The 24,904-nt window shown below is 41.3% G+C and carries 23 protein-coding genes and 1 tRNA gene; 21 read left to right on the top strand and 3 right to left on the bottom strand.

The features are described from left to right. Positions 1 to 171 precede the first annotated feature (171 nt). A complete protein-coding gene (locus tag DW959_RS09775) occupies positions 172 to 3,984 on the top strand; it encodes an EAL domain-containing protein (protein ID WP_118616006.1) in 3,813 nt (1,270 codons plus the stop codon). A gap of 195 nt (positions 3,985 to 4,179) precedes the next feature. Here the strand turns inward: DW959_RS09775 and DW959_RS09770 are convergent. Together DW959_RS09770 and DW959_RS09765 are read right to left on the bottom strand one after the other, a co-directional pair. Next, a tRNA-Arg gene (locus DW959_RS09770) sits at positions 4,180 to 4,253 on the bottom strand. A gap of 69 nt (positions 4,254 to 4,322) precedes the next feature. After that, positions 4,323 to 5,063, bottom strand: coding sequence for a GTP pyrophosphokinase family protein (locus DW959_RS09765; RefSeq protein ID WP_330584342.1), 741 nt, complete (start codon positions 5,061 to 5,063; stop codon positions 4,323 to 4,325). A gap of 340 nt (positions 5,064 to 5,403) precedes the next feature. Here DW959_RS09765 and DW959_RS09760 point away from each other — a divergent pair, with 340 nt between their 5' ends. From DW959_RS09760 to DW959_RS09665, 20 genes are all read left to right on the top strand, one after another. Then, the gene (locus DW959_RS09760; protein WP_118616004.1) at positions 5,404 to 6,252 is read left to right on the top strand and encodes a hypothetical protein; all 849 of its coding nucleotides are present in this window, start codon (positions 5,404 to 5,406) and stop codon (positions 6,250 to 6,252) included. A 130-nt stretch (positions 6,253 to 6,382) separates the two neighbouring features. Beyond that, positions 6,383 to 6,901: an RNA polymerase sigma factor gene (locus DW959_RS09755; RefSeq protein WP_118616002.1), complete on the top strand. Its 519-nt coding sequence runs from the start codon at positions 6,383 to 6,385 to the stop codon at positions 6,899 to 6,901. Next, complete coding sequence (locus DW959_RS09750) at positions 6,898 to 7,713, top strand: hypothetical protein (protein ID WP_118616000.1); 816 nt, start codon at positions 6,898 to 6,900, stop codon at positions 7,711 to 7,713. Before DW959_RS09755 ends, DW959_RS09750 begins: the two co-directional genes overlap by 4 nt. Positions 7,714 to 7,889: 176 nt before the next feature. Then, positions 7,890 to 9,725, top strand: a complete 1,836-nt coding sequence (locus tag DW959_RS09745) for a VWA domain-containing protein (protein ID WP_243013964.1) — start codon at positions 7,890 to 7,892, stop codon at positions 9,723 to 9,725. 189 nt (positions 9,726 to 9,914) lie between these two features. Further along, positions 9,915 to 11,654 (top strand): indolepyruvate ferredoxin oxidoreductase subunit alpha, encoded by a 1,740-nt coding sequence (gene iorA, locus DW959_RS09740; protein ID WP_021943606.1) that lies wholly within the window; start codon positions 9,915 to 9,917, stop codon positions 11,652 to 11,654. Next, positions 11,654 to 12,223: an indolepyruvate oxidoreductase subunit beta gene (locus tag DW959_RS09735; RefSeq protein WP_117808707.1), complete on the top strand. Its 570-nt coding sequence runs from the start codon at positions 11,654 to 11,656 to the stop codon at positions 12,221 to 12,223. Before iorA ends, DW959_RS09735 begins: the two co-directional genes overlap by 1 nt. Before the next feature lie 323 nt (positions 12,224 to 12,546). Next, positions 12,547 to 13,650 carry a GGDEF domain-containing protein gene (locus tag DW959_RS09730; protein ID WP_117808706.1) on the top strand — a complete coding sequence of 368 codons (1,104 nt, stop codon included), beginning with the start codon at positions 12,547 to 12,549 and terminating at the stop codon, positions 13,648 to 13,650. 210 nt (positions 13,651 to 13,860) lie between these two features. Next, positions 13,861 to 14,988: an SIS domain-containing protein gene (locus tag DW959_RS09725; RefSeq protein ID WP_118615998.1), complete on the top strand. Its 1,128-nt coding sequence runs from the start codon at positions 13,861 to 13,863 to the stop codon at positions 14,986 to 14,988. Continuing rightward, on the top strand, positions 14,985 to 15,395 hold the full coding sequence (locus DW959_RS09720) for a PTS mannose transporter subunit IIC (RefSeq protein WP_118615996.1): 411 nt from the start codon (positions 14,985 to 14,987) through the stop codon (positions 15,393 to 15,395). The genes DW959_RS09725 and DW959_RS09720 overlap by 4 nt, the downstream gene beginning before the upstream one ends. A gap of 36 nt (positions 15,396 to 15,431) precedes the next feature. After that, positions 15,432 to 15,899 (top strand): PTS sugar transporter subunit IIB, encoded by a 468-nt coding sequence (locus tag DW959_RS09715; protein WP_008401131.1) that lies wholly within the window; start codon positions 15,432 to 15,434, stop codon positions 15,897 to 15,899. A 22-nt stretch (positions 15,900 to 15,921) separates the two neighbouring features. Beyond that, positions 15,922 to 16,716, top strand: coding sequence for a PTS sugar transporter subunit IIC (locus DW959_RS09710; protein WP_173783667.1), 795 nt, complete (start codon positions 15,922 to 15,924; stop codon positions 16,714 to 16,716). Then, positions 16,706 to 17,536 (top strand): PTS system mannose/fructose/sorbose family transporter subunit IID, encoded by an 831-nt coding sequence (locus tag DW959_RS09705; protein WP_117808702.1) that lies wholly within the window; start codon positions 16,706 to 16,708, stop codon positions 17,534 to 17,536. Before DW959_RS09710 ends, DW959_RS09705 begins: the two co-directional genes overlap by 11 nt. A gap of 18 nt (positions 17,537 to 17,554) precedes the next feature. Next, positions 17,555 to 18,415 (top strand): amidohydrolase family protein, encoded by an 861-nt coding sequence (locus DW959_RS09700; protein ID WP_330599193.1) that lies wholly within the window; start codon positions 17,555 to 17,557, stop codon positions 18,413 to 18,415. Continuing rightward, a complete protein-coding gene (locus DW959_RS09695) occupies positions 18,412 to 18,843 on the top strand; it encodes a secondary thiamine-phosphate synthase enzyme YjbQ (RefSeq protein WP_117822929.1) in 432 nt (143 codons plus the stop codon). The genes DW959_RS09700 and DW959_RS09695 overlap by 4 nt, the downstream gene beginning before the upstream one ends. A 27-nt stretch (positions 18,844 to 18,870) precedes the next feature. Beyond that, positions 18,871 to 19,884 carry an SIS domain-containing protein gene (locus DW959_RS09690; RefSeq protein WP_117822927.1) on the top strand — a complete coding sequence of 338 codons (1,014 nt, stop codon included), beginning with the start codon at positions 18,871 to 18,873 and terminating at the stop codon, positions 19,882 to 19,884. 18 nt (positions 19,885 to 19,902) lie between these two features. Continuing rightward, positions 19,903 to 20,160: an HPr family phosphocarrier protein gene (locus DW959_RS09685; RefSeq protein WP_117785315.1), complete on the top strand. Its 258-nt coding sequence runs from the start codon at positions 19,903 to 19,905 to the stop codon at positions 20,158 to 20,160. 28 nt (positions 20,161 to 20,188) lie between these two features. Next, positions 20,189 to 21,808 carry a phosphoenolpyruvate--protein phosphotransferase gene (gene ptsP / locus DW959_RS09680; protein ID WP_021943615.1) on the top strand — a complete coding sequence of 540 codons (1,620 nt, stop codon included), beginning with the start codon at positions 20,189 to 20,191 and terminating at the stop codon, positions 21,806 to 21,808. A 123-nt stretch (positions 21,809 to 21,931) separates the two neighbouring features. Continuing rightward, the gene (locus DW959_RS09675) at positions 21,932 to 22,693 is read left to right on the top strand and encodes a GntR family transcriptional regulator (RefSeq protein WP_118484678.1); all 762 of its coding nucleotides are present in this window, start codon (positions 21,932 to 21,934) and stop codon (positions 22,691 to 22,693) included. After that, entirely contained in the window at positions 22,683 to 23,417 is a 735-nt protein-coding gene (locus DW959_RS09670; protein WP_118615992.1) for a GntR family transcriptional regulator, read from the top strand. The genes DW959_RS09675 and DW959_RS09670 overlap by 11 nt, the downstream gene beginning before the upstream one ends. Before the next feature lie 94 nt (positions 23,418 to 23,511). After that, the gene (locus DW959_RS09665; RefSeq protein WP_118615990.1) at positions 23,512 to 24,072 is read left to right on the top strand and encodes an NUDIX hydrolase; all 561 of its coding nucleotides are present in this window, start codon (positions 23,512 to 23,514) and stop codon (positions 24,070 to 24,072) included. Between the two features lie 67 nt (positions 24,073 to 24,139). Here DW959_RS09665 and DW959_RS09660 read toward each other — a convergent pair whose 3' ends face one another. Further along, complete coding sequence (locus DW959_RS09660) at positions 24,140 to 24,331, bottom strand: helix-turn-helix transcriptional regulator (RefSeq protein WP_279221003.1); 192 nt, start codon at positions 24,329 to 24,331, stop codon at positions 24,140 to 24,142. Positions 24,332 to 24,904: the final 573 nt, after the last annotated feature.

The following is a 24,904-nucleotide window of genomic DNA, read 5'->3' as shown; positions in this document are numbered from 1 at the left end:
ACTGTTATTTATAATATGACAAATAATATTTTTTTATGTGATACTATGTCGAAATTGTATAAAATGCACAGAAAATAACGCGGTGTAAACTTTTTTTAGTCATTTTTATATACTTTTCTGCTTAATTATGCTAAACTGAAAAAGGATTTTGTATTTTAGAGGGGAGCATATATGGAGCGCAGAAAAATTGGAGTTATTATCGCACAGGCAGAAGAGAATTCACAGAGTCTGTTTATGAAAGGATTAATGGAGGAGGCATATGTCTATGGATATGATATATGTGTATTTTCCATGTACTTAAGATTTCAGGATACGCTGTATAGACAGATTGGGGATTCGAATATTTATAATCTGATTCAATGGGATGCATTTGATGCGATCATTGTTCTTCCGGATACCATTCAGGCAACTGATATAGCAACCCGGTTAGAAGACAAAATTCACGAGGTATTCTCAGGGGTTGTTCTTTTCGTAGATAAGGATAGTCGTTATTTCCCGACTGTAAAGATAAATCATTATAAACCATATAAGAAATTGATCGATCATTTGATCGAGGTTCATCATTATTCCGATATTATGTTTTTAGACGGGTGGAAGAATCATGTTCATTCTATACAGAGAGAGCAGGCATATAGAGACAGTCTGACGGAGCATGGAATTCCGGTTGATCCGAATAATATTTATTATGGCAATTACTGGTATGATTCCGGCAAAGAGGTTGTGAAGCTGATATTGGATTCCAGAGAGAAACTTCCGGAGGCGATCGCATGTGCAAATGACTGTATGGCGATCGGGGTAGCGGCGGAATTATTCAGTAATCATATTCATGTACCGGAGCAGGTAGCAGTGATCGGTTACGATTCTACCGAAGAAGGGAAAAACCTGAAATGCAAGTTAACATCCGCTGATATTCCGGCCAGAGAATGCGGCAGATATTGTGCGAAATATATCCATGCATCCTTTGAGAAAGAACCGATACCGGAATTTGAATCAGAATCTGTGATCTTTCAGGGGACAAGCTGCGGATGCGAAGGAAAAATACAGTCGGAAAAACATTTTGATGAAAAAGAGAATTTCTGGAATACGGATCATGCGAAGACGGGATACTCTTCTTATTATAACAAGTTTATGGAGGATTTGTTATCTGAACGGGATCACAGAGGTTTTTTCAATACGATATTTCAGCATGTATATCAGGTGCGGCCATTCCATTCGCTTAGTATATGCATGAATGATTACTGGAATTCATCGGAGGTTATGACCAGTGAGGACGCACTGCGCTCTAACGGCTATACGGATAAGATATATCGTATCATAAAATGTGGACCGAGTGAACACACAGACAATCGTATCAGCTTTGATGATATATTTGAAATGAAAGAGATGATACCGGAACTATCTGAGCAAAGAGAATATCCGGAGACATTTTTCTTTACACCATTGTATTTTGATAACCGAAGCTTTGGTTATGCAGTTATTGGTTTTACAGATATAGAAGCACAGTTTACAGAGGTTTACAGAAACTGGTTAAAGAGTATTATGCAGAGTATGGAAGCATTTTATCGTCAGAATGGTCTGCGGGAGTTGCTGTGCCAGATGGAAGCAACACAGATTCGTGATGCAATGACCGGTTTGTATAATTATAAGGGCTTCTTACAGAAGGGAAATGAACTTTGCGAGAATGCGACATTTGATGGTAAATCAATAGCAGTGATCGCGATTGATATTAATAAATTAAAGAATATCAATGCAAGCTATGGAAGAAAAGCAGGGGATGCTGCTATTTTGAAATTGGCACAGCTGATATCGGAAAGTCAGGATGATGATGCTATATGTGCCCGTATCAGTAATGATGAATTTGTTGTTGCGTTCCCGGTTGAAGCATCCGATGAAACATGTGGAGAGGCGTTTATCAAACGTCTGTCGGATAAGATAAAGCAGTATAATGAATTGCGTAAAGAGGCATATGAGCTTGAAATCTGCACGGGTATCCGCTGCGATATGATCTCCGGTTCGGAAGCCCTGGATCATCTGATCAATGAAACTATCAATGTGAAGAACAATAAGAAAGCCATAGAGCAGGGAAAAGAGGAAAGGGCAGGTGTTCTGACGGATAAACAGAAAGCGGATGACCATCTGATGGAATTTATTCTGGATAATAACCGGTTTGTTTATCATTTCCAACCAATTATCAATGCCAGAACAGGAGATGTTTATGCATATGAGGCCCTGATGCGTGCAGACACAGAGCGTAGGATTTCGCCGCTTGATATGTTGGAAAGTGCAGATCGTCTGAATCGTTTATATGATATAGAAAAAGCGACATTTTTTAATGTGGTTGATTACATAGAGGAACACTCTCAGGATTTTGAGGGCAAGAAAGTATTTATTAACAGTATTCCGGGGTATCAGCTGACAGGTAAGGATAAGAAGAAATTAACAGAGATTATGGAACAGCACGCAGGAGAGCTTGTTGTTGAATTTACAGAAGAAACAGAGATGGGGGATGATCAGTTAAAGGAGCTGAAGAACTCCTTTGCAAAGATGAATATTGAAACTGCTATTGATGATTACGGTTCCGGTTATTCCAATGTAAATAATCTGCTTCGGTATATGCCTCGGTTTGTAAAAATCGATCGTATGCTCATGACAGATATACACAAAGATATCCAGAAACAGCATTTTGTAAAGGATATTATAGAATTTGCGCATGATAATGATATTCTGACGTTGGCAGAGGGAATTGAATTGACGCAGGAGCTGCGGGAGGTTATTAAGCTGGGCGTTGATCTGATTCAGGGTTATTATACATCAAGGCCGCAGCCGTATGTTGTGCGTTCGATCGATGAACGTGTGATGAATGAAATTGTTCAATATAATCAGAGTCTGAATGCCAGAATGTATAAGAAAGAATATGAGACGGATTATAATGATACGGTTTCCATGGTTCAGCTTGCCGCTAATAAATATACAAGCATTAAGGTTAAGAAAGCACGGGGAATCAATAAAAAGATCATAATCAAAGGTTCTGTCGGCTTCCAGCCGAATATACTGATGTCTGTAGAAGATGGATTCCGTGGTACCATCATACTTGAGAATGTCAGTCTTGCGGGAGAACGCGGAATTCCGTGTATTGATATCGGTAAGAAGTGTAATGTAAATCTTCAGATTGCCGGAGAAAACGAACTACGTACAGGAGGTATCAGAGTTCCGGATAGTTCAGTGCTTACGGTTGTAGGAGACGGTAATCTGACGATCAATCTGAATTCGGGAAAATACTTTGGCATTGGTAATTCATTGGATGAGTATCATGGCGAACTCAACTTCTATCAGGATGGTGGAATCATCATTAATGCAAATGGTATGAAGGGCATTGGTATTGGTTCCGGACTTGGCGGTGTTATCAATATCAAACGCGGGCATTATGAGTTTGATATGAAAGGTCAGGAAGGAGCCTGTATCGGATCTGTAAATGGTGATTCCGAATTGTTTATAGAATACTGCGACATGGATATTTATTCCGGTATATCAAACGGTACGATCATTGGATCTGTAAATGGTGATGCAGATATTAAGCTTGAGAATATATCGGCAAAGCTTCAGGGAGCAGGTAATATCATAACCGGTATCGGAACGATTGCCGGTAACAGCTGTATGGTTCGTCTGGAAAATGTAAATATCTCGTCGAATATCCGTGCAAAGGAATGTTATGGCATCGGATGCCGTGCAGGAAGAACGAATATCTATATCGGATATGCAGCAGTTAAAAGCGTGGTACAGGGCAAGTCAGCGGTTGCCTTTGGTAATTCGGTCATGTCTGCCAAGCTGTACTGTTCCAATGCTGATGTTGGAACGAATGCCGTTACAGAGTTCAATTCGGATATCGGAGCACTTGAAAAGAATATACAACTGGAGAACGGTCGTGCAGAGTTTATCCTGAATGGACAGGAGGTCAAACGTCAGATTCTTGCGGCAAGGTTATAAATAATTCCCGGCAGACTTTTTCTGACAGATGGAAGTGCCTCACTACAAATGACGATTAAGATTTCGTTGTAGGCAGTTCCATTTGTCAGGAAATGTTTGCCGGGACTTTTTGAATTATAAAAAGGCTGTTCGTAGGTGACGGTGTTGGAATAAAAAAACAGGTTTGCTTTTTTGAAGCAAACCTGTTTCAGTTTACGTGCATGAGAGGATTCGAACCCCCGACACCTTGGTCCGTAGCCAAGTGCTCTATCCAGCTGAGCTACATACACACGTTGTTCAACAACAGATAGTATTCTATACCAGTTCTATAAATTTGTCAAACAAAATCTAAGATTTTCTTAAAAATTTTCTGTATTTTTTTCAAGACACAATTTGATCTGTGGCTGAGCACCATCTCCGTAGATCATATTTTTAATCTCCTGCATTTCGAGGTCTGTTTGAGAGATAACATCAGCACAATGTTTTAAGCGGCCGGAGATAAGTTCGGGATCGGCGACATCCTTTTTATAACGGAGCTGGTGGTCAAGACTTGCCCAGAAGTCCATCGCGATGGTACGGATCTGAACTTCTACCCGCATATTTCTCGTATGGTCGGCAAAGAAGACAGGAACTTCTATGATCAGATGAAGACTACGGTAACCATTTGGCTTTGGATGGCTGATATAGTCTTTTGCTTCAATCAGAGTAATGTCATTCTGACTGATGAGCTTCTCTGCAACGGCGTAGATGTCATCGATAAAGGAGCAGATAACACGAAGCCCCGCAACATCATTCAAATTATATACGATATTTTCCACGGATACCTGACATCCTCTTGACGACAGCTTTGTTGCGATGCTGACCGGTTTCTTGATTCGGGACTGGATGAATTCAATTGGATTTCGGTTATAGCGGACGCTGAAATCTGTATTTAATACATCCAGCTTGGTCTGAACTTCCTTGATCGCACAGGAGTACATCATCATAAGCTCCTCAAATCGTTTCATGTCTTCTATAAAAGGATTCTGTTCCGGATATAGAAGAGCGTCAATATAGCTTCTGTATATATTTGTATTTGTATTATTATCTTTAGCAGACATATTCATAATCTCCGTTTCTGTTTTAGGCAATCTTTATTTTATCACTTTGCATGAATAGACAAAAAATCATTGTTCATATTATTCTACTACATTTTAAAGGTAGAGTATACTATAAAAACATGATAAAATGAGCATTGCGACGGAATGTGCTTGCACAAGCCGGCATAATGCGAAAAAAACATAGAGCCGACAGGCGATATGATAAAATGAGCATTGCAACGGATGTGCTTGCACAAGCCGGCATAATGCGAAAAAAACATAGACAGGTGACATGATAAAATGAGCATTGCAACGGATGTGCTTGCACATACCGGCATAATGCGAGAAAGAAGTGAATTATATGAGATATTTGGATCGGCTGATTGCATCAGAGGTTCTTCCGAATGCTTATAAAGAGTGGCGGGGATACCGACAGAAGCTGACAGACTTTATAGAAGAAAATTGTGTGGCCGAAGGAGGGTGTAAGCCTGTTCTTGCTATATGGGGAGCAGGACGGTCAAATGACATCGATCTGGCAAGACTTACAGAGAGATTTAAGCTGGTTTTGATCGACCGGGATGCAGAGGGACTTGCACAGGCGTGTAAGACCTATGGATTGGAGGCAACAGATGCTATTTGCGTGGATCTTCCATTCTGGAATGTGGAGCTGGAGACTTATGAAATGTTTGAAGCATTGCTTGCAGAGGGGGAAGAAGCAGAGATCGTGATCGAGCATTTGAAACAGGTTGCATTTGACAACAGCCACAGGGTATTGCCGGAGATTGGACGAAGGTTTGACTACAGCGTCTGCGTAGGACTTCACAGCCAGTTGAATGCGAGATTTGCAGGCCTGTTATATATGTATCGGGAGAATTATGATGAGGAAGAATTGCAGATGATCGAGAATGCGATCCGTGCATTAAACGAAGCTGCGGTTACCCGGACAAATGATGTGATCTATATGCTGACGGAGAAATTAATGGTGTTCGGGTTAGAATGGGCAGTTGTAAATGAATCCGCTATGGATCAGTGGGAGAATCTTGTCCCTGAAGAAATTGAAGGAGCATTGCAGCTTCGTCATGACATCGGAATGCATAAGGATTTTGATATCCGGATTGAAGCGGAGCGGCGGTTGTTCTGGCCATTTGCATGGAAGGAGCGAAAGAAGGGGTATGTGATGGAATTGCTGGCAGTACAGCCTCTTGAATAATAGAGAATTGGGTCTATACGAAGCCGGACAGAATATTAGCAAATTGAAGTGGAATGAACAGTAATAGAAAATCGGAAAAATTCCATAAAAAACAGGGGTAAAAACGTATAGCGGTTATAGGGAGAGACAAATGACAGACAGAGAATTTGGAAAATATATGTCTGCGATCGCACAGGGAGACAGGGAGAGCCTTCGGGCAGTGTATGACGAATATCTGAAGCTGATCTTTGCGGTGGTCTATGATACGATCCGGCAGAGAGAGGAAGCGGAGGATGTTACATCGGAGTTCTTCATCAAGCTTTATCGGATCGCAGACAGTTATAAGAAGGGAACCGGTCATAAGAGATGGCTTTTGACGATCGCAAAGAATATGGCGATCGACCGGATACGAAAGATCGATCGTGAAATGCTGGTGGATGAAATGCCGGAGCGAAACGAAGGAAAGACGATGGAGAGTCAGGTAGTGGAGAGCCTGACATTGAAGCAGGCAGTTGCCACGTTAAAGCCGGAGGAGCAGGAGATTCTGGATCTGAAGGTAGTCGGAGGATTTACATTTAAAGAGATCGCGGAAATGAAAGGGCGACCGATCGGAACGATCACATGGATCTATAATCAGGCAATACAAAAATTAAGGAGGTGCAGGCTGTGAGAGATGAACAGAATAAGAACAGACAGACGGAAGAAGACAGATTCATAGAAGCTTATCTGAACCGGATCGATGCAGATGCACCGGATCTGTGGGATCGGATCGAAGCAGGGCTTGACCGTGAAGCAAAGGATGTAGAAGAAAAACAAAAGAAAACCTCAAAGGTAAAATATGTAATTCCGGTTCTTGCGATCGCAGCGGTTCTTCTGGCCGCAGTGATCGCGACACCGTTGCTGTCTGATTCTAAGCGACATTCGAAAGAAATAAATGCAGGCAGGACAACGGATGTTTCAAATGATGGGCTGGATGCAGCAGAGAATTCAAATATATCCGATCGGGCGGAAGATTATGTGGATGAAACAGCGGATTCCATACCGGAGACAGTACAGAATGAAACTGCCAACAGACCGACACAGAATACAACAGAAGCTATACTGATGAATGGAGCCGGTGGGGATTCGTCCGATGTTCAGGCGGAAGCAGGCCATACAAAGAGTCAGACAGATGCACAGGAAAATGCGGGATGTACAGATCTTCAGGTGTCGGAATCAGCTGATATGGATGCATGGCAGGAAATGAGTAATATAGCAGTTACACTTCAGATCACAGAGATTGTAACAGCAGAGCCGGATGCGGTACAAAAATATGCCGCAAAACTCTTGCAGGTATCTGATGCATCCGGGGAATTAATAACCGGTCAGGACATCGTATTGCAGCCGGAAGAAGCAGAGACATTTTCAGTAGGGGAAGAAGTAACAGGTACACTTCTCCGATATGATTCTGAACGACAGGCATGGATCTTAAACAGACAGTAGTTGATCTGTAAGAAAAAAATCCATAAAAAGAGGATACCCATCCGTATCTTAGTCATAAATAGAACAGATAGCTGTAAAATTTCGTTTTTACATTCGACAATTGCTAACGTCAGAGGTGATCAGAGCAGAAATTATGCAGCTATCGGATAGTGACTAAGATAAGGAGGGTATTTTTTATGAGAAAAATCAGACGGATGGTAAGTGTGGTTATAATCTCCTGCATGATGGCGGGCTGCCTTGCAGGCTGCGGAAGTGGGAGAGAAACAGGAGGCACGCATGGAGAACGACAGGGAACGGAAAGCCGGTCGGGTACGGAGCGGGAGAGCATCGCAGAAAGATACAGACAGAAAGCCATAAAAGAGGAATTTGAAGAAAATATAGCGGAATCCGGACAGTCACAGCAAAATATGGCTGTGCCGGAATGTATAGAAGAAGAGGCTTGTGATAGTGTGGTTTCGGCTGCCGATACATATAACTCGGTAATGGATAGTGCATCAAATTCTGAATATGTAAAAATCGGATATGGAGAATCCGGTTATGATACCAGAGAGTATGACTATCAGGAAGAACATCGGTTTGTGTCTACTAAAGATTCACCGCTTTCAACATTTGCGGCAGACTGTGATACAGCATCCTACAGCAATATCAGAAGTTATATCGAAGAAGGAACGCTGCCGCCGACAGGAGCAGTCCGGGTCGAAGAAATGATCAATTATTTTGATTATGACTATGTATCAGACCCGGAGGCTGGGAAGAAGTTTGCAGTATATACGGAATATGCGGATTGTCCATGGAATAAAGATACAAAGCTGATGATGGTAGGACTGAATACGGCCGCGATCGATATGAGTGAGAAGAAAGCATCCAATCTGGTATTCCTGATCGATACATCCGGTTCTATGTATGAGGAAAATAAACTGCCGCTGGCACAGAAAGCATTTAAGATGCTGGCGGAGAATCTGGATGAAAATGACAGGATCAGTATTGTTACATATGCGGGTTCAGATACGATTGTTTTAAATGGCGTGGCAGGTTCGGAGGCCTATACGATATGCGAGGCACTGGATTCGCTGGAAGCATCCGGCAGCACAAATGGAAGTGCGGGACTGATCACGGCATATGAGATCGCAGAGCAGCAGTTTATAAAAGACGGAAATAATCGGGTGATCCTTGCGACGGACGGGGATCTGAATGTCGGGCTGACAAGCGAGAGTGATCTGGTAGGATTGATCACTGAGGAGAAGGACAGCGGTATATTCTTGAGTGTTCTGGGATTTGGCTCTGATAATCTGAAAGATAACAAGTTAGAAGCATTGGCAGATCACGGAAACGGTAATTACTCGTATCTGGATTCAGTCTATGAAGCAAAGAAGGTTCTGGTTGATGAAATGGGTGGAACCTTATATACGGTTGCAAAGGATGTCAAATTACAGATTGAATTCAATCCGGAGCAGGTGAAAGGTTATCGGCAGATCGGATATGAGAACCGGACGCTTTCTGCAGAAGATTTTGCAGATGATATGGTGGATGGCGGCGAGGTCGGAGCCGGTCATGTGGTGACTGCACTCTATGAGGTGGTTCCAGTCGATTCGGAATTTGACGTGCCGGAGACAGAGACAAAATATACATCGAAAAAGCAGAGTACAGATTATTCCGGCGAACTGGCAACCGTGAATATCCGTTACAAAGAGCCGGATGGAGATAAGAGCACACTGGAAACAGCCGTTATAAAGGCAGAAAGCGGTCAAAAGGGAATGTCTCATGACCTGAGCTTTGCATCGGCGGTTGCGGCATATGGAATGCTGCTTACGGACAGCACATATAAAGGAACAGCGACGTATAAGATGGCGGAAGAACTTGCGGAAGCAGGAATCACGGTTGAGATAAATGAAAGGGACATGGCTCAGGCAAGCAACGATCAGTTATACCGGAGCCAATTCCTTGAACTGGTGCGGAAGACGGAGAAGTTATCTCAACGTGAACCTGAGGCACAGATGTGGCAGTGCGATTAACAGACGACCGGTTATTTATACTCGAAATTCATAATAAATATAAGCCATAAAAGGTGTTTTTTTTCTCTGATATATGCTTTTTTATTTTAAACGTATAGAAGCACTTCCCTTTTATTGATAATTCTTGTATAATAAAGCATTAGAGTTGCCAAAAGGCAAATATGAGAAAAGACAGGAAGGATAAAATGAATGGGTGAAAAAAAGATAATGCTCGGTAATGCAGCGATCGCCAGAGGCGCATATGAAGCCGGTGTAAAGGTATCAGCAGCATATCCGGGTACTCCAAGTACAGAGATCAGTGAGAATATTGTAAAATATCCTGAGATATATGCAGAATGGTCTCCAAATGAAAAAGTTGCAACAGAGGTTGCGATCGGAGCATCATTTGCCGGTGTCCGTTCAATCGTGTCAATGAAGCATGTAGGTGTGAACGTAGCTTCAGATCCATTATTTACAGCAGCATATACCGGTGTAAAGGGTGGTATGGTTTTAGTAGCAGCCGATGATCCGGGTATGTATTCATCACAGAATGAACAGGATTCCAGACTGGTAGCAAGGACAGCGATGATTCCGGTGTTTGAACCATCTGACAGTATGGAAGCAAAGGAGTTCACAAAGTATGCATTTGAATGCAGCGAGAAGTACGATACTCCGATCATGCTCCGTACAACAACCAGACTGGCACATTCACAGGGCGTTGTTGAATTAAATGACAGAGTAGAAGTAGAGGATAAGCCATACGAGAGAGACATTAAGAAGATGGTTATGATGCCGGGTAATGCGATCCCTCGTCATGTATTTGTAGAACAGAGATTAAAGGACATGGCAGCAGACGGTGCGGATATGCCGATCAATCGTGTAGAGATGAATGATACCAGCGTTGGTGTTATCACCAGCGGTATTCCATATCAGTACGTAAAGGAAGCAATGCCAAATGCCTCCGTATTAAAGCTTGGTATGGTAAATCCGCTTCCTAGAAAGTTGATCGAAGACTTTGCGGCAAAGGTTGATAAGCTGTATGTTATTGAGGAGTTAGAGCCTCATATCGAGACACAGGTAAGAGCCTGGGGCATCGATGCAGTAGGTAAGGAGCTTCTGACCGTTCAGGGTGAATACAGTGCAAATATGTTAAGAGAGAAGATCCTCGGCGAGAAGGTTGAGCAGGAAGAACCTGCAAAGGTTGCGCCTAGACCACCTATCCTTTGTCCGGGATGTCCGCATAGAAGTGTATTTTCAGTATTAAACGAACTGAAGATCCATGCAGCAGGAGATATCGGATGCTATACACTGGGAGCAGTTGCGCCGCTTAGCGTAATTGATACAACCGTATGTATGGGATCTTCCATTTCTACATTACATGGTATGGAAAAAGCAAAAGGAAAAGATTATATCAAGAACTGGGTTGCGGTTATCGGTGATTCCACATTCATGCATACAGGTGTAAACTCTCTGATGAACATGGTTTACAACAAGGGTACAGGAACCGTTATCATCCTTGATAACTCAACAACCGGTATGACAGGACATCAGGATCATGCAGCGACCGGTAAGACCTTGCAGGGTGAACCTACATATGCGATCAACATTTATAAATTGTGTAAGGCGATCGGTATTGACAGTGTACATGAGATCAATGCATTTGACATTGACGGTTTAAAGAAGCTGATCAAAGAGGAAGTTGCAAAGGATGAGATCTCTGTTATTATCACCAAGTCTCCTTGTGTTCTTTTAAAGACAACCAAGGTAACAGGTGTATGCAGAGCTATCCCGGAGAAATGTAAGAAGTGCGGTATGTGCTTAAAGCCGGGATGTCCGGCAGTTATCAAGCAGCCGGATGGAACGATCCAGATCGATGAGACCATGTGTAATGGTTGCGGACTGTGTATGAAGCGTTGTAAGTTTGATGCGATCGAAAAGGAGGAATTCTAATGGCTGTAAAGAATATTATGATAGTTGGTGTCGGTGGACAGGGAACTCTTCTTACAAGCCGTATCCTCGGTGGTATCACGACAGCAGCAGGTTATGATGTAAAGCTCTCCGAGGTTCATGGTATGAGCCAGAGAGGCGGTAGTGTTGTTACATATGTAAGATATGGTGAGAAGGTTGCGGAACCGATTGTAGAAGAAGGTCATGCAGATGTTCTGATCGCATTTGAGAAGCTGGAAGCTATGCGTTATGCTCATTTTCTGAAGAAGGATGGCGTAATTATTGCAAATGATCAGAGAATCGATCCGATCACGGTTGTAACCGGTCAGGCAGAATATCCGGATCACATCTTAGAGACATTATCAGAGAAGCATAAGGTGATCTCGATCGATGCGATGGCAGAGGCAAAGAAGCTGGGCAATCCAAAGGTATTCAATACGATCATAATCGGTGTTGCCGCAAAGCATATGGATTTTGACCATGACAAATGGGTTGAGGTCATCAAGGCAACAGTTCCTCCAAAGACTGTTGAGATGAATCTGAAAGCATTTGAAGTTGGTTATGCATTATAATAAAAAATATAGATACAGATCAAACCAAGGATGCCTCCTGTTCAAAAGACAGGAGGTATCTTTGTGTCAGCTGGCGTTTGTATAGTAAATGTCGCTGACTACTTTAACCGGAAGATACGAAAATCAACCTGATTAATGAGAAAAATCCAACGTCAAAATTGGTAAATGTTACATTATGTATAGGTTTTCATCTGTAAAATGTGTTTTTTTAGGTATTTTTGACAAAAAAGAGTGGACGATACAGAGGATATAGTGTAAAATCATCTATGTGAGTGTTTTCACATGGGAAAGGAAAACTGAGGGCTATTTAAGGAGAATTCGTGATGAACGATACAATCACTGTTAATATCAGCAAAAAATGGCAGATGTTGTTATGGAAGGTATTTCTGACGTTAGCGTGTATATTCATGGTTGTTGAATTGATCATGTGTATGACGAATATAGGAAATGATAAGGCAGATCTCGGGATGTCCGGTGGAGCATATATTACATTATATGTTGTAGTGCCATTTCTGATATATGCAGCAGCATTGACAGGAACGCTGGTCGCTTTAAAGAAGAATAAATTAACCGATAATGGTGCAGACTGGCTGGTTTCCCTGATGATGTTTACAGTGTTGGCAGTACCTGCATTTGAACATTACAATTCGATCATTCTGGTGCTGATGCCAACGATCGCTATCGTGATCACGGCTATCTTTGCGAATCAGAATATTACGATCGTGATCGCACTTCTTGCATCGGCAAGTCTTATCATCAATGAGATTCATCTGCATCATTTATATGACTGGACACAGATGCGGTTCAGTGGATATGTTGTTACATCATTTGTATTGGTATTTATACTGACCTTTGTAACGTGCTTACTGAATATGCATACGAAGGAACTGATGGAATCCATCGGCAATTTCACAGTTCGTCAGATGAGTCTTATGACAGAGCTTCGTAAAGATCCGCTGACAGGATTATATAACAGACGTTCCTTTGAGGAGAGTCTGGAGAAAGAAATCCTGCAGACCGAGGAGACCGGTGAGAAAGCATATATTGCGATCTTTGATATCGACCATTTCAAGAATGTAAATGATACATACGGACACAGCAATGGTGATGTGGTTATCAAGGCTCTTTGTAAGATGCTGAAGGAGAAATCAAAAGACTATGGTCTTGCATTCCGTTACGGTGGAGAGGAATTTGTTATATTGTTCAGCAACATTGAACTGCCAAAGGTGATCAATGTCGTAGAGGATGTAAGAACAGAATTCCGATGCTACTACTTCCAGTTCATGAATAACAGTGGAATCACCTGTAGCTGTGGTGTTGCGGAATATTCCAAAGGAGAGAGTGCAAAGGCATGGTTCAATCGGGCAGATAATTCGCTGTATCAGGCGAAGGAAGCCGGACGTAACCGTACGGTTGTAAGTGAATAAGATAATTAAAAAGATGCAATCCGTAATTTAAAAAAATGATATCAAAAAAACAGAGAAATTGGTACTATAAGTATACCGGTTTCTCTATTTTTTTGCGAATTTTCAAGTTGGTATAAAAAAATATAAAATTGGTATTGCAAAACCAGTTGATAGGTGGTATATTATATTTACAAAGTGGTTCACAAAAAGAACCACAAAAGGAGATGGAAAATGAAGAAGGATATGGAATATTATATTCAGGTTTCCGGTCGTATTATGAAAGATAATCTTGATAAGAGAAAGTCTCTTACCAAAAAGATATGCGACTGGTATCTGGATCAGGACAAAGAAGATATATGTCTGATCGCATCCGGATCGTCCCTGAATGCAGCATATGCAGCTCGACCGTTTCTTTTAAAATACAGTAAATTCGATATCAGTGTATTAAGTACAGTGGAATATCTGGATGTTTACCGGGAGAGAGAAAAGAACCGGTTTACGATTTTAATATCCCAGAGTGGCTGCAGTACAAACATAATAGAAATTATGAAGGAGCTGGATAAAGAGCATCAACCATTTGTTTTGTTAACCGGGAATGAAAATGGCAGTGCAAGCAGATACACGGATCACCTTGTGGAGTATGGAGTTGGAAATGAAACCATTGATTATGTAACGCTTGGATATTCTACTTTGATCGAGTTCCTGATGCTTATGATACTGGAGATAGGTTTTCAAAAAAGAGAAATTAGTGATCAGGAATATGAAACTGCAGTAAGCCAGATCCGGAATGCTTGTGAAATGCAGGAGCTTTGCCTGATGCAGGCGAAAGAATTGGTACAAAAACGATATCAGGATCTGTTGTGTATGGAAAAAGCAATACTGGTCGGCGATGGAGCCAATCTGGCAACGGTCAGAGAGGGAGCGTTGAAATTTCAGGAAACTCTGAAAGTTCCGACGGTATATTATGAAAGCGAAGAATTTATACATGGACCGGATATGCAGCTTACTCCGGATTATTCGGTTTTCTTTATAGATTGTGGTAAAACCTCTGATCGACTGTATGATATTTATAAAGCAACATTGTTGATCACGGAGCACTGCTATATGATTACGGATCAGGTTCACGATAAACGAGATGGACAGATTCGGATACCATGCCGGCTTCCGGCAGAGATCACACCGTTATATACAGCTGCATTGTTTCAATATATAGCGGCTCATGTAACAAAGGAAAAAAATAATTTTACTTGTCATCCGCTGTTTTCCCGGATGGAACAGGCTGTTTCGCCAAAAACAGAAGACTATGACAGGATTATGAAAGAAAAGCTTGAAAGGAGCAGAAGGGAGGAGAACGGATGAGAAAATATGTTTTAGCAACACACGGAAAGATGGCCGAAGGAATGTTGACAACGATTGAAATGCTGGCAGGTGCACAGGAAAATCTGACCTGTATCAATGCTTATACAGATGAATGCCCGGATCCGCTTCCGGAATTAAAGAGAATTGTTGAAGCGGATTCAGAGGCAGAGATTGTGATAATGACAGATCTTTTAGGCGGAAGTGTGAATAATAATGCATCCGCATTATTGTCTGATCCAAGGATACATGTTGTTGCCGGTGTGAATCTGGCTGCAGTGATCGGTATCCTGTTGAGTGCAGAGGATCAGGATACGGCATCTGTAATTGAAAGTGCGGTTGCAGAGGCTAAAGATATGATGGTTTATTGTAATACAGTAAATGCAACGTATGATGATGATGATTTTTAATCTGTGTATTGACAGAAAAGAAAGGAGAAGGTTTATATGATTAAATCAATTCGTGTTGATTATCGTCTCTTACATGGACAGGTAGCAGTGTCATGGACAGCATCATTAGGGGCAGATTGCCTGCTTCTGGTCAGTGACACGGTTAAAAATGATCCACTGAGATTAAACGCACTAAAGATGGCGAAACCATCCGGAACAAAGGTTGTAGTAAAAAATACAGCGGAAGCTGTAGAGGCATTGAAAAGCGGGGTAACTGATAAATATAAATTATTTATCATCTGTGAAACGGTAGAAATAGCCAAAGCAATCATTGAAGCTACAGGAGAAAAGACATTAAATATCGGCAACATTGCATACCATGAAAATGCAAAATTATATGGTAGAAGCGCATATATGGATGCAGCCGAGCTGGCTCTGGTAAAAGAGATGGTTGATGATGGCGTTGATGTATTTATTCAGATGATCCCGGCTGATAAAGTAATTAAATGCAAATCGCTGTTTTAACGGATGAATGGAGGGACAGATTATGATATTAAAAACAATACTTATTTTTCTGATCGGCCTGCTTGGTTATTCAGAATGGCTGCTTGGTACAAGCTGCCTGCAGCGACCGATCGTTCTTGGACCGTTAGTAGGTCTGGTAATGGGAAATCTTCCGGCCGGTATTATTATGGGGGCAACTATGGAACTTGCACTTGTAGGAGCCGTATCGATCGGTGCATATAATCCGCCGGATCTGATCGCAGGCACTGTGCTCGGTGTTTCACTTGCGATTCAGTCAGGAGGCGGAGCGGAAACAGCTTTAGTACTTGGTATTCCGATCGCAACCGTAATGCTTGCGGCAAATACCGGTATCTGCCAGCCGTTGATGCTTGTTATGATCCACAAATGTGACCGTGATGCTGAAAAAGGTAATATACGGGCATTTAACAGAGATTATCTGATCGCAGGATATCTTCAGAATCTTTTTGGTATTGTCTGCATCCCACTTGCATTTTATTTTGGCAGTGATGCAGTAACAGCACTTCTTGGTAAAATACCTGAATTTGTTCAGTCCGGTATGGATATAACAGCAGCACTGCTTCCTGCACTTGGTTTTGCAATGCTTGCACAGCAGATGATGAATCGCAAGGTTGCACCATTTTTCTTCCTTGGCTTTTTCCTGGTATCATACCTTGGAATATCCACAACAGGAGTTGCGATTTTTGCCGTACTTATTGTGATAATCGGAGTAACATTTGGCATATTCGGAGACAAGCAACAGGGGGCGGTACCGGTAGTTGAAACCGCAGATAACGGAGGTGATTTTGATGAGTTCTAAGATACATGCAGACTACGATAAGGTAGTTACGAAAAAAGATCTCACAAAGGTGTTTTTAAGAGAGATCACATATGAACATACATGGAATTATGAACGAATGGGAAATGTAGGATTTTGTTTTTCCATGTATCCGGTTTTAAAGAAACTGTATCCGGATAAGAAGGATCTGGCAGCTGCTATGAAGCGTCATCTGACGTTATATCAGACCAGCCATTATCTTGCAACATTTCAGATGGGTATCACAGCCGCAATGGAAGAGGAAAATGCACAGGATGCAGATTTTGATACAGATTCGATTGGCGCAGTAAAAACAGCATTAATGGGACCTATAGCAGGAATCGGCGATTCTCTGTTCTGGGGCACGATCAAGGTAATCGCAACAGGAATCGGATGTTCACTTGCCTTGCAGGGGAACATTCTCGGACCTATTCTCTTCCTTTTGATCTTTAACATTCCGGCATATCTCTGCAGATGGTTTGGAGTATTCCTTGGATATAAAATGGGTCGTGAATCCATGGCAAAGATTGTTGAATCCGGTTTGATGAAGGTAGTTATGGAAGTAGCCTCTATCATGGGTATCATGGTAGTTGGCGGCATGACGATGGATATGACGTCGATTAATTTTATAACGCAGATTGGAAGCGGCGAAGAAGCAAGTACAATTCAGGATCTGTTAAATGGCATTGTCCCGGGCCTTCCGGTGCTGTTGCTATTTGGAGTTACTTACTGGTTATTGAAGAAGAAGGTTAATCCGTTGCTTATTATGTTGATCATGCTTGTACTTGGAATAGCAGGAGCATTCTTTGGCTTCCTTGGTTAAAAAGGAGGTAGTAGTAAGGTGAAAAAAATAGTAATTGATATGCATGTACATCCTGCATTTTTAGAGCCGGTATGCAAAACGGAATATCAGAATGAATTTGCAAAAAAGATGTATGGCTTATACAAGACGGATCAGATCCCGGTTGATGCACTGTTAACCTTGATGGATTGTTCCGGAGTGGATAAAGCGGTTTTGCTTCCACTGGATCTGACTACGGAATATGGAGGCATACTAGGAACAAATGACCAGGTAAAGGAATTGACAGCAACATATCCGGATCGTTTTATCGGATTTGCCAGTGTAGATCCTCACAGGCCGGATGCGACAGAGATACTTGAAACAGCATTTGCAGAGTATCATCTGGCAGGCCTGAAGCTTCATCCGTCAAAGCAGAAGTTCTATCCGGGAGATGAATACATGGAGCCGATATATCAGATATGCGAGAAGTATAATAAACCGATCGTGTTTCATTGCGGAATGTCGGTAGAGCCGGATACCTTATCTAAATATGCGAGGCCGGTTGAGTTTGAAGAAACAGCATACAGACATCCAAAGCTTCGAATCTGTCTTGCACATTGCGGATGGCCATGGGTGCAGGAAACCTGTATGCTGATGCTCAAATACAGAAATGTTTATGCGGATACAGCATTCCTGTATTTTGATACAGCCCCGGAGTTTTATCACAAGGTATTCGAAGTGGATATGGGACCGCACTGGATCGATCGAAGCTTCAGACATCAGATCATGTTTGGCTCTGATGATCCGCGGTTAGAGATGCGGAGAATGAAAAAGGCTATAGAAGCTATGGATATAAGAGAATCTACCAAGGATCTGATATTTGGACAGAACGCGATTGAGTTTCTGGGATTGGAGGTATGATGGTAACACATGGCAGTATAGAGGTGCTGACAAAAGAATATAACTGTCTGGTGAAAATTACAGATGATATCAGGCAGGTTGTAGAAAAAAGCAAAATCAGAAATGGAGTTGTATATGTTATAACAGCACATACGACAACAGGAATTGCAGTTAATGAAGGACTGGAGTGCCTGGAATATGATATTGGGCATCTGATGGAAAGACTTGTTCCTGAGGATGGAGAATATGCACATGGGAGGTTATTAGATTCCTACGGTGCGATGGCAGGCAATCCGACCGGACATTTAAAGGCCCATCTGACCGGAAATCATTGTGTATTCCCGGTTATAGATGGAAAGCTGAAAAGCGGAAGTGCACAGGACATATATCTGTGTGAATATGATGGACCGCAATATAGAACAATTTATATAACAATCATAGGAGAATAAAAAATAAAATAATAGGAGGAAAGAACTATGGCATTAAAAAAATTTGACGCAGAGAAATATTTAAAGGACGGAGCAAAGACATACTCATTAAGAGGAGAGGTTGAGGCATTGATTGACCGGATCACGGCAAAGGAATATGACAGCGTATGTATGCTTGGTATCGGTGGAACATGGGCAGAATGGTATCCGGTTGTAGAAGTAGCCAAGAAATATACAGATCTTCCGATCTATCTTGAAAATGCAGGTGAATTTCTGGTAAAAAATAAAAAACATATTACAGATAAGACTCTTGTATTTACCTCTTCTGCATCAGGCAATACTATGGAGATCTTGAAGGCAGTAAAATATTGTAAGGATCAGGGAATCAATGTATATGGATTTACAAAGGATGAGACAACTCCTTTAGCAAATCTGTTGACAGACCCGATTTATAATGCATGTGGTGACTGTGAGCATTCTTACTTATTATACTATTTTGTAATGCTCCGTATCTTAAAGAACAGAGGAGAATTTCCACATTATGACAGATGGGCAGATCAGATGGAAAATCTGTTTAAGGATCTCCTTGCGGCAAGAGAAAAATTTGAGCCAAGAGCGATCGAGATTGCAAAGACATATGCACATGAACCATATACAATGTTTACAGGCTCCGGTGTCCTTTGGGGTGAGACCTATCTCTTTACAATGTGTATCTTAGAGGAGATGCAGTGGGTTCGTACAAAGACTGTTTCATCTGCTGATTTCTTCCATGGGCCATTGGAGTTAGTTGATGACAGAGTTCCGGTATTTGTAATAAAAGGTGAGGACGAATATCGACCATTAGATGAAAGAGTAGAACGATTTGTAAAAGAACATACAAAGAAAGCTGTTATTATTGATACCAAGGATTACATTCTGGATGGTATCGATGATGAGTTCCGTGTAATCTGCTCTCCGATGATTATTACCGCGATATTAACAGAACGACTTGCTATTCATTATGAGCAGAATACAGGACATAGTCTGGAATTCAGACGTTACTATCGTCAGTTTGAATATTAAAAAGGTCAGGCGGTTATTATGGTTGAATTCACATATGTAATTACAGATGAGCAGGGACTTCATGCCAGACCGGCTTCACAGTTTGTTATGGCTGCTGCAAAATGTAAGAGCACAGTATCCGTAACATTTGGATCCAGAACCGTAAACGCAAAAGGAGTTATGGCAGTTATGAGTCTGGGAGCAAAAAAAGGTCAGGAGATCCTGATAAAAGTAGAAGGTGAAAACGAGGCAGAAGATGCAGCAAACCTGAAAGCGTTCGTTCAGGAACATCTGTAAAAGGATCGGATTTTAAAGAGGTGACAATATGGTAATATTACAGGGTAAAAGTGTATTTGGCGGAGTTGCTATCGGGAAGATACAATTCTTTAAAAGGGACGAAATCCAGATAAAACGACGTCATGTCGATGATCCGGAGGCGGAAATACGCCGCTTCCGGACTGCAAAGGAAAAAGCACTTTCTGAATTGCAGCAGTTATATGACAAGGCACTTACTGATGTGGGAGAAGCAAATGCCATGATCTTTGAAGCACATCAGTTAATGCTTGAGGATCCGGATTATAATGATTCTGTAGAGAATATTATAAATACACAAAAGGTAAATGCTGAATATGCAATAGGTGTCACATCTGATAATTATGCAGCAATCTTTGAAGCGATGGATGATGCCTATATGCAGGGAAGGGCAGCAGATGTAAAGGATGTATCGAACAGGCTCCTTTCCCAGTTTGCAAAAAAACAGAATGCTTCATTTGAAATGACAGAGCAGGTAATCATCGCGGCAGATGATCTGGCACCAAGCGAGACTGTTCAGCTTGATAAAGATAAGGTGCTGTCATTTATTACAGTGGAAGGCTCGGCAAATTCCCATACAGCGATTCTTGCCAGAACCATGAATATTCCGGCTGTTATAGGAATCGGTGATACATTAACACCGAAATATGACGGAAGACTTGCAATCGTAGACGGTCAGGAAGGAAAGATCTATATTGATCCGGATGAAGAAATCCTTGTTGCCATGAGAAAAAAGCAAGCTGTCGAACAGGAACAGCGTGAGCTTCTGGAGACATTGAAGGGCAAAGAAAATGTAACCAGATCCGGGCAGAAGATTAACCTTTATGCCAATATTGCCAATGTATCAGATGTAGGAGCGGCACTCCGAAATGACGCCGGTGGTATCGGGTTATTCAGAAGCGAATTCTTATATCTGGAAAATGAAACTTATCCAACAGAGGAACAGCAGTTTGCAGCTTATAGACAGGTAGCGGAAATGATGGCCGGAAAAAGGGTGATCATCCGTACGTTGGATATCGGAGCAGATAAACAGGTTGGATATTTTAATCTGGAAAAAGAGGATAATCCGGCAATGGGGTTCCGTGCGATCAGGATATGTCTGACCAGACCCGAATTATTTAAGACCCAGCTTAGAGCTATTTTCAGAGCATCCGCGTATGGCCAAATTGCGATCATGTTTCCGATGATCATTTCGGTATCAGAGGTTCGTCGTATTAAAGAGATAATGGACGAGGTGAAGACCGGACTTCGTGCAGATGGAATAGCATTTTCCGATCAGATTGAAACCGGTATAATGATTGAGACTCCGGCTGCGGTTATGATCAGCAGAGAGCTGGCAAAGGAAGTGGATTTCTTTAGTGTCGGAACAAATGATCTGACGCAGTACACTCTGGCAATTGATCGCCAGAACCGGAATCTGGATTCCTTCTATGATTCACACCATCCGGCGGTGTTATCTATGATCCAAATGGCAGCAGAGAATGCTCATGCAGAAGGAAAGTGGATTGGAATATGCGGTGAACTTGCAGCCGATCTAAGTCTGACAGAAAGGTTTTTACAGATGAACATTGATGAGTTATCAGTTGCACCGGGTATGATACTTCCGTTAAGGAAAAAAATAAGAGAGTTATAAAAAGTATACAGAGACAGATCCGCACATGTACGGGTCTGTTTTTGGTCTTATAAACTGACATTTCCTGCTTGTTTGCGTTTGGAAAAGTTGCTATACTTAATAAAGTACAGGAGGGAGTTTGCCATGAAATTGATGAATAAAGATGAGTTTATTGCGTATGAATTAAAATTTTACTTTATGAAAAATAAACTGAAAGAAGGAGAAAAACTCCCATCTGAACGGGATCTGGCTGAACAGTTTGGGGTACAGAGAGCTACCGTCAGATCTGCATATAAATTATTAGAGGATGAAGGGATCATAGAATGCAGGGAACGGAGCGGCAACTACATAGCCCACAGAAGAATGATATCTAATCTTGACCGAATCCGATCATTCAGTGAAAAGCTGGAAAAGATGGGGGCACAAACAAGAAGCAGATTGTTGGCGTTTGAGCGTGTGGAAGTAGATAAGGAACTGAATAAAAGTATTAAGCTTCCGTTAGGAACTCCGTTATTCAAAATTACCCGTATCCGTATGGTCGTAGAAGAAGACAGGGCTGTTCCGATCACCATAGAATATTCATATATACCGGAAAGCAAGGCTCCCAAGCTGATGCGGTTTGATCTGGAAGATAATTCGTTATTTGATATTTTGATTCAGGAATATCATCATATTCCCAAAAAACAGGAATTAACAGTCGGAATTGTATATGCTGATGAAAATGAAGCCAAAGCCTTGAATGTTGACAAGCTGACTGCTCTTGTAAAAAAAGAGGGAATCACATATGACGAGAAAGGTGAGGTTATGGAATATCTGCAATCGGTGATCAATAAAGAATGGGTCGCATTTGAAAAAGAAGATCCTGTCATTAAGCAAAAGATGGAGGAGGTGCTCCATGGATTATAGAATGCCATTATATATTCAATTACAGGATTCTATTATCAAGAAAATAGATGAAAAAAAATATCTGCCGGGTGAAGCAATACCAAGTGAGAGAAAAATGGCGGAAGCCTATGGTGTGAACCGTATGACCGTAAAACGTGCGGTCAGTAAGCTTGTAGAAGAAGGATATCTGGTTTGTAAACCGGGTTCCGGAACGTATGTTGCACAAAGAGATAAGAAAAAGATCGATCTGGATAATTCAAATGAAGCAGGAAATACCGGCATCACAGCGACGCTCCGTAAGGGTGGAATGGAGGTAAAAAACCGCCTTCTCGGGACCGGTGAGATCACAGGAAGTAAATATCTGGGATATAAGCTTGGAATTTCGGATGATGAGATGATATATGGAATTTACCGGGTACGATCAGAGGGTGATATACCATTTGCAGTGGAGTATACATATGTACCGGCAAAATATTTTGATGATCTGGATGAATTTGATTTCGCCAAAGTGTCTTTATATGATTATATGGAAGCAAAAGGACATATGCCATGCCATTTTGGACAGAAGCTGGTCATATGTGAGGCAAATGAACGGCTCGCAGAGCTGCTGCAGGTGGAACGTGGAACTGCGATTTATAAGATCGATTATCAGGGTGCGGATGCAGATTATAATATTGTAGAGTTTACCATGAGTTATCTGAATCCTGCTTATACAAAATTCCGATTTGATGTTGAGGTTTCTTAAAGGAAAGACATAAGCGTTTCTGTTACGGATCATATGGATCTTGTTATGCCGGCTTCGGTTTATAATATTAGTACTCGAAAGGTGTTATTTGAAAATGCAATTCAAAAAAGTAGAAAAGAAATGCGAAGGTAAATTTATTACCCGCTATGATATATCATATGAGACAGTGGATCATCAGAAGAAGGTATATGAGATGATCAGCCGGAATGGTGACATTACGGATTTTGAAGGACTGCATGGCAAAATGGCAGATGCAGTTGTGATCATTGCTACGGATGAGACCGGCGAGAAGATCCTGATCGATAAGGAATTCCGTCTTGCTCCGGGAGAATGGGTATATAACTTCCCGGCAGGTCTGATCGATCCGGGTGAGACACCGCAGGAGAGTGCGAAGCGTGAGCTTCGTGAGGAGACAGGGCTGGAATTATATGAGATCGATGATTTCATCGGAACCAGCTACAGTGCGGTCGGTTTTTCAAATGAAACAAATGTCTGCGTTGTTGGAAAGGCACGGGGAGAGTTCCATAAGAGTACCTCTACATTAGAAGAGATCGAAGCCGGCTGGTATACAAAGGCAGAAGTCAGAGAACTTCTTAAGAAAGCGAAATTTGCAGCGAGAACACAGGCATACTGCTATGTGTGGAGCAGAGAATAGAGAATAAAAAATATAATAGCGAGGCAGTATGTTTTTATATATAAAATGTACTGCCTCGCTATTATATTTATTCATCTTCAAACGCTGTGTTATTCATTTCAGGAAAATCTAATAATTCAGAAACAGTCATATCAAGACCTATCGCTAGTCTATGGAGATTTTTTAGTTTAGGATTTTTTGTTTTGCCAGACATTATATTTTCAACAGTACTTTGGGTTAAGCCACTTCTAGTTGCTAATTTATTAACAGTAGTATTAATCGATATACATTTAGCTCAGACTATACACAGTTAAATATAGACTATGCTGGTTTAACAGATCAGTTGGACAAGATAATAAAAGCGTTAGCTGAAAACTATGAGATTAAAATTGAAGATATAACATTGGAAGACGATACAGAGCAGATTGATTCGGAGGTGAAATAAAAGTGATATGTAAAAAATGTGGTGCAGAAGTAATGGATAATGCTGTATATTGTCCGAAATGTGGTGAAAACAGAAAAAATATAATAAAAAAGCAACGATAATGGTTATAGCCATCATTTCGGTAATATTCATTATAGTAATGGATCAATTCAGATAAGATGTGTACCACAGAATGATGGAACTGTAAAATTGCAGGGCGAGGGAACAATATACATATATACAAATTATTCAACAATTACCAGTATGTTACGAACAGATAAATATAAATTTTCATTTAATAAGCAAGTTGAGGATCTAGGTACTATAAAGATAGATGATTATGTAACTATGACTATTAGTTCAAATAATATAAAGGTTACGTATGAAAAAAGTGTAAATGAAGTATCAGGATTTACATATAAATATGTA

The sequence above is a fragment of the Clostridium sp. AM46-21 genome (assembly GCF_003480025.1).
GTDB lineage: Bacteria > Bacillota > Clostridia > Lachnospirales > Lachnospiraceae > Coprococcus > Coprococcus ammoniilyticus.
The sequence above is the reverse complement of the archived record's forward strand: the minus strand, read 5'-3'. Positions and strand labels throughout refer to the sequence as shown.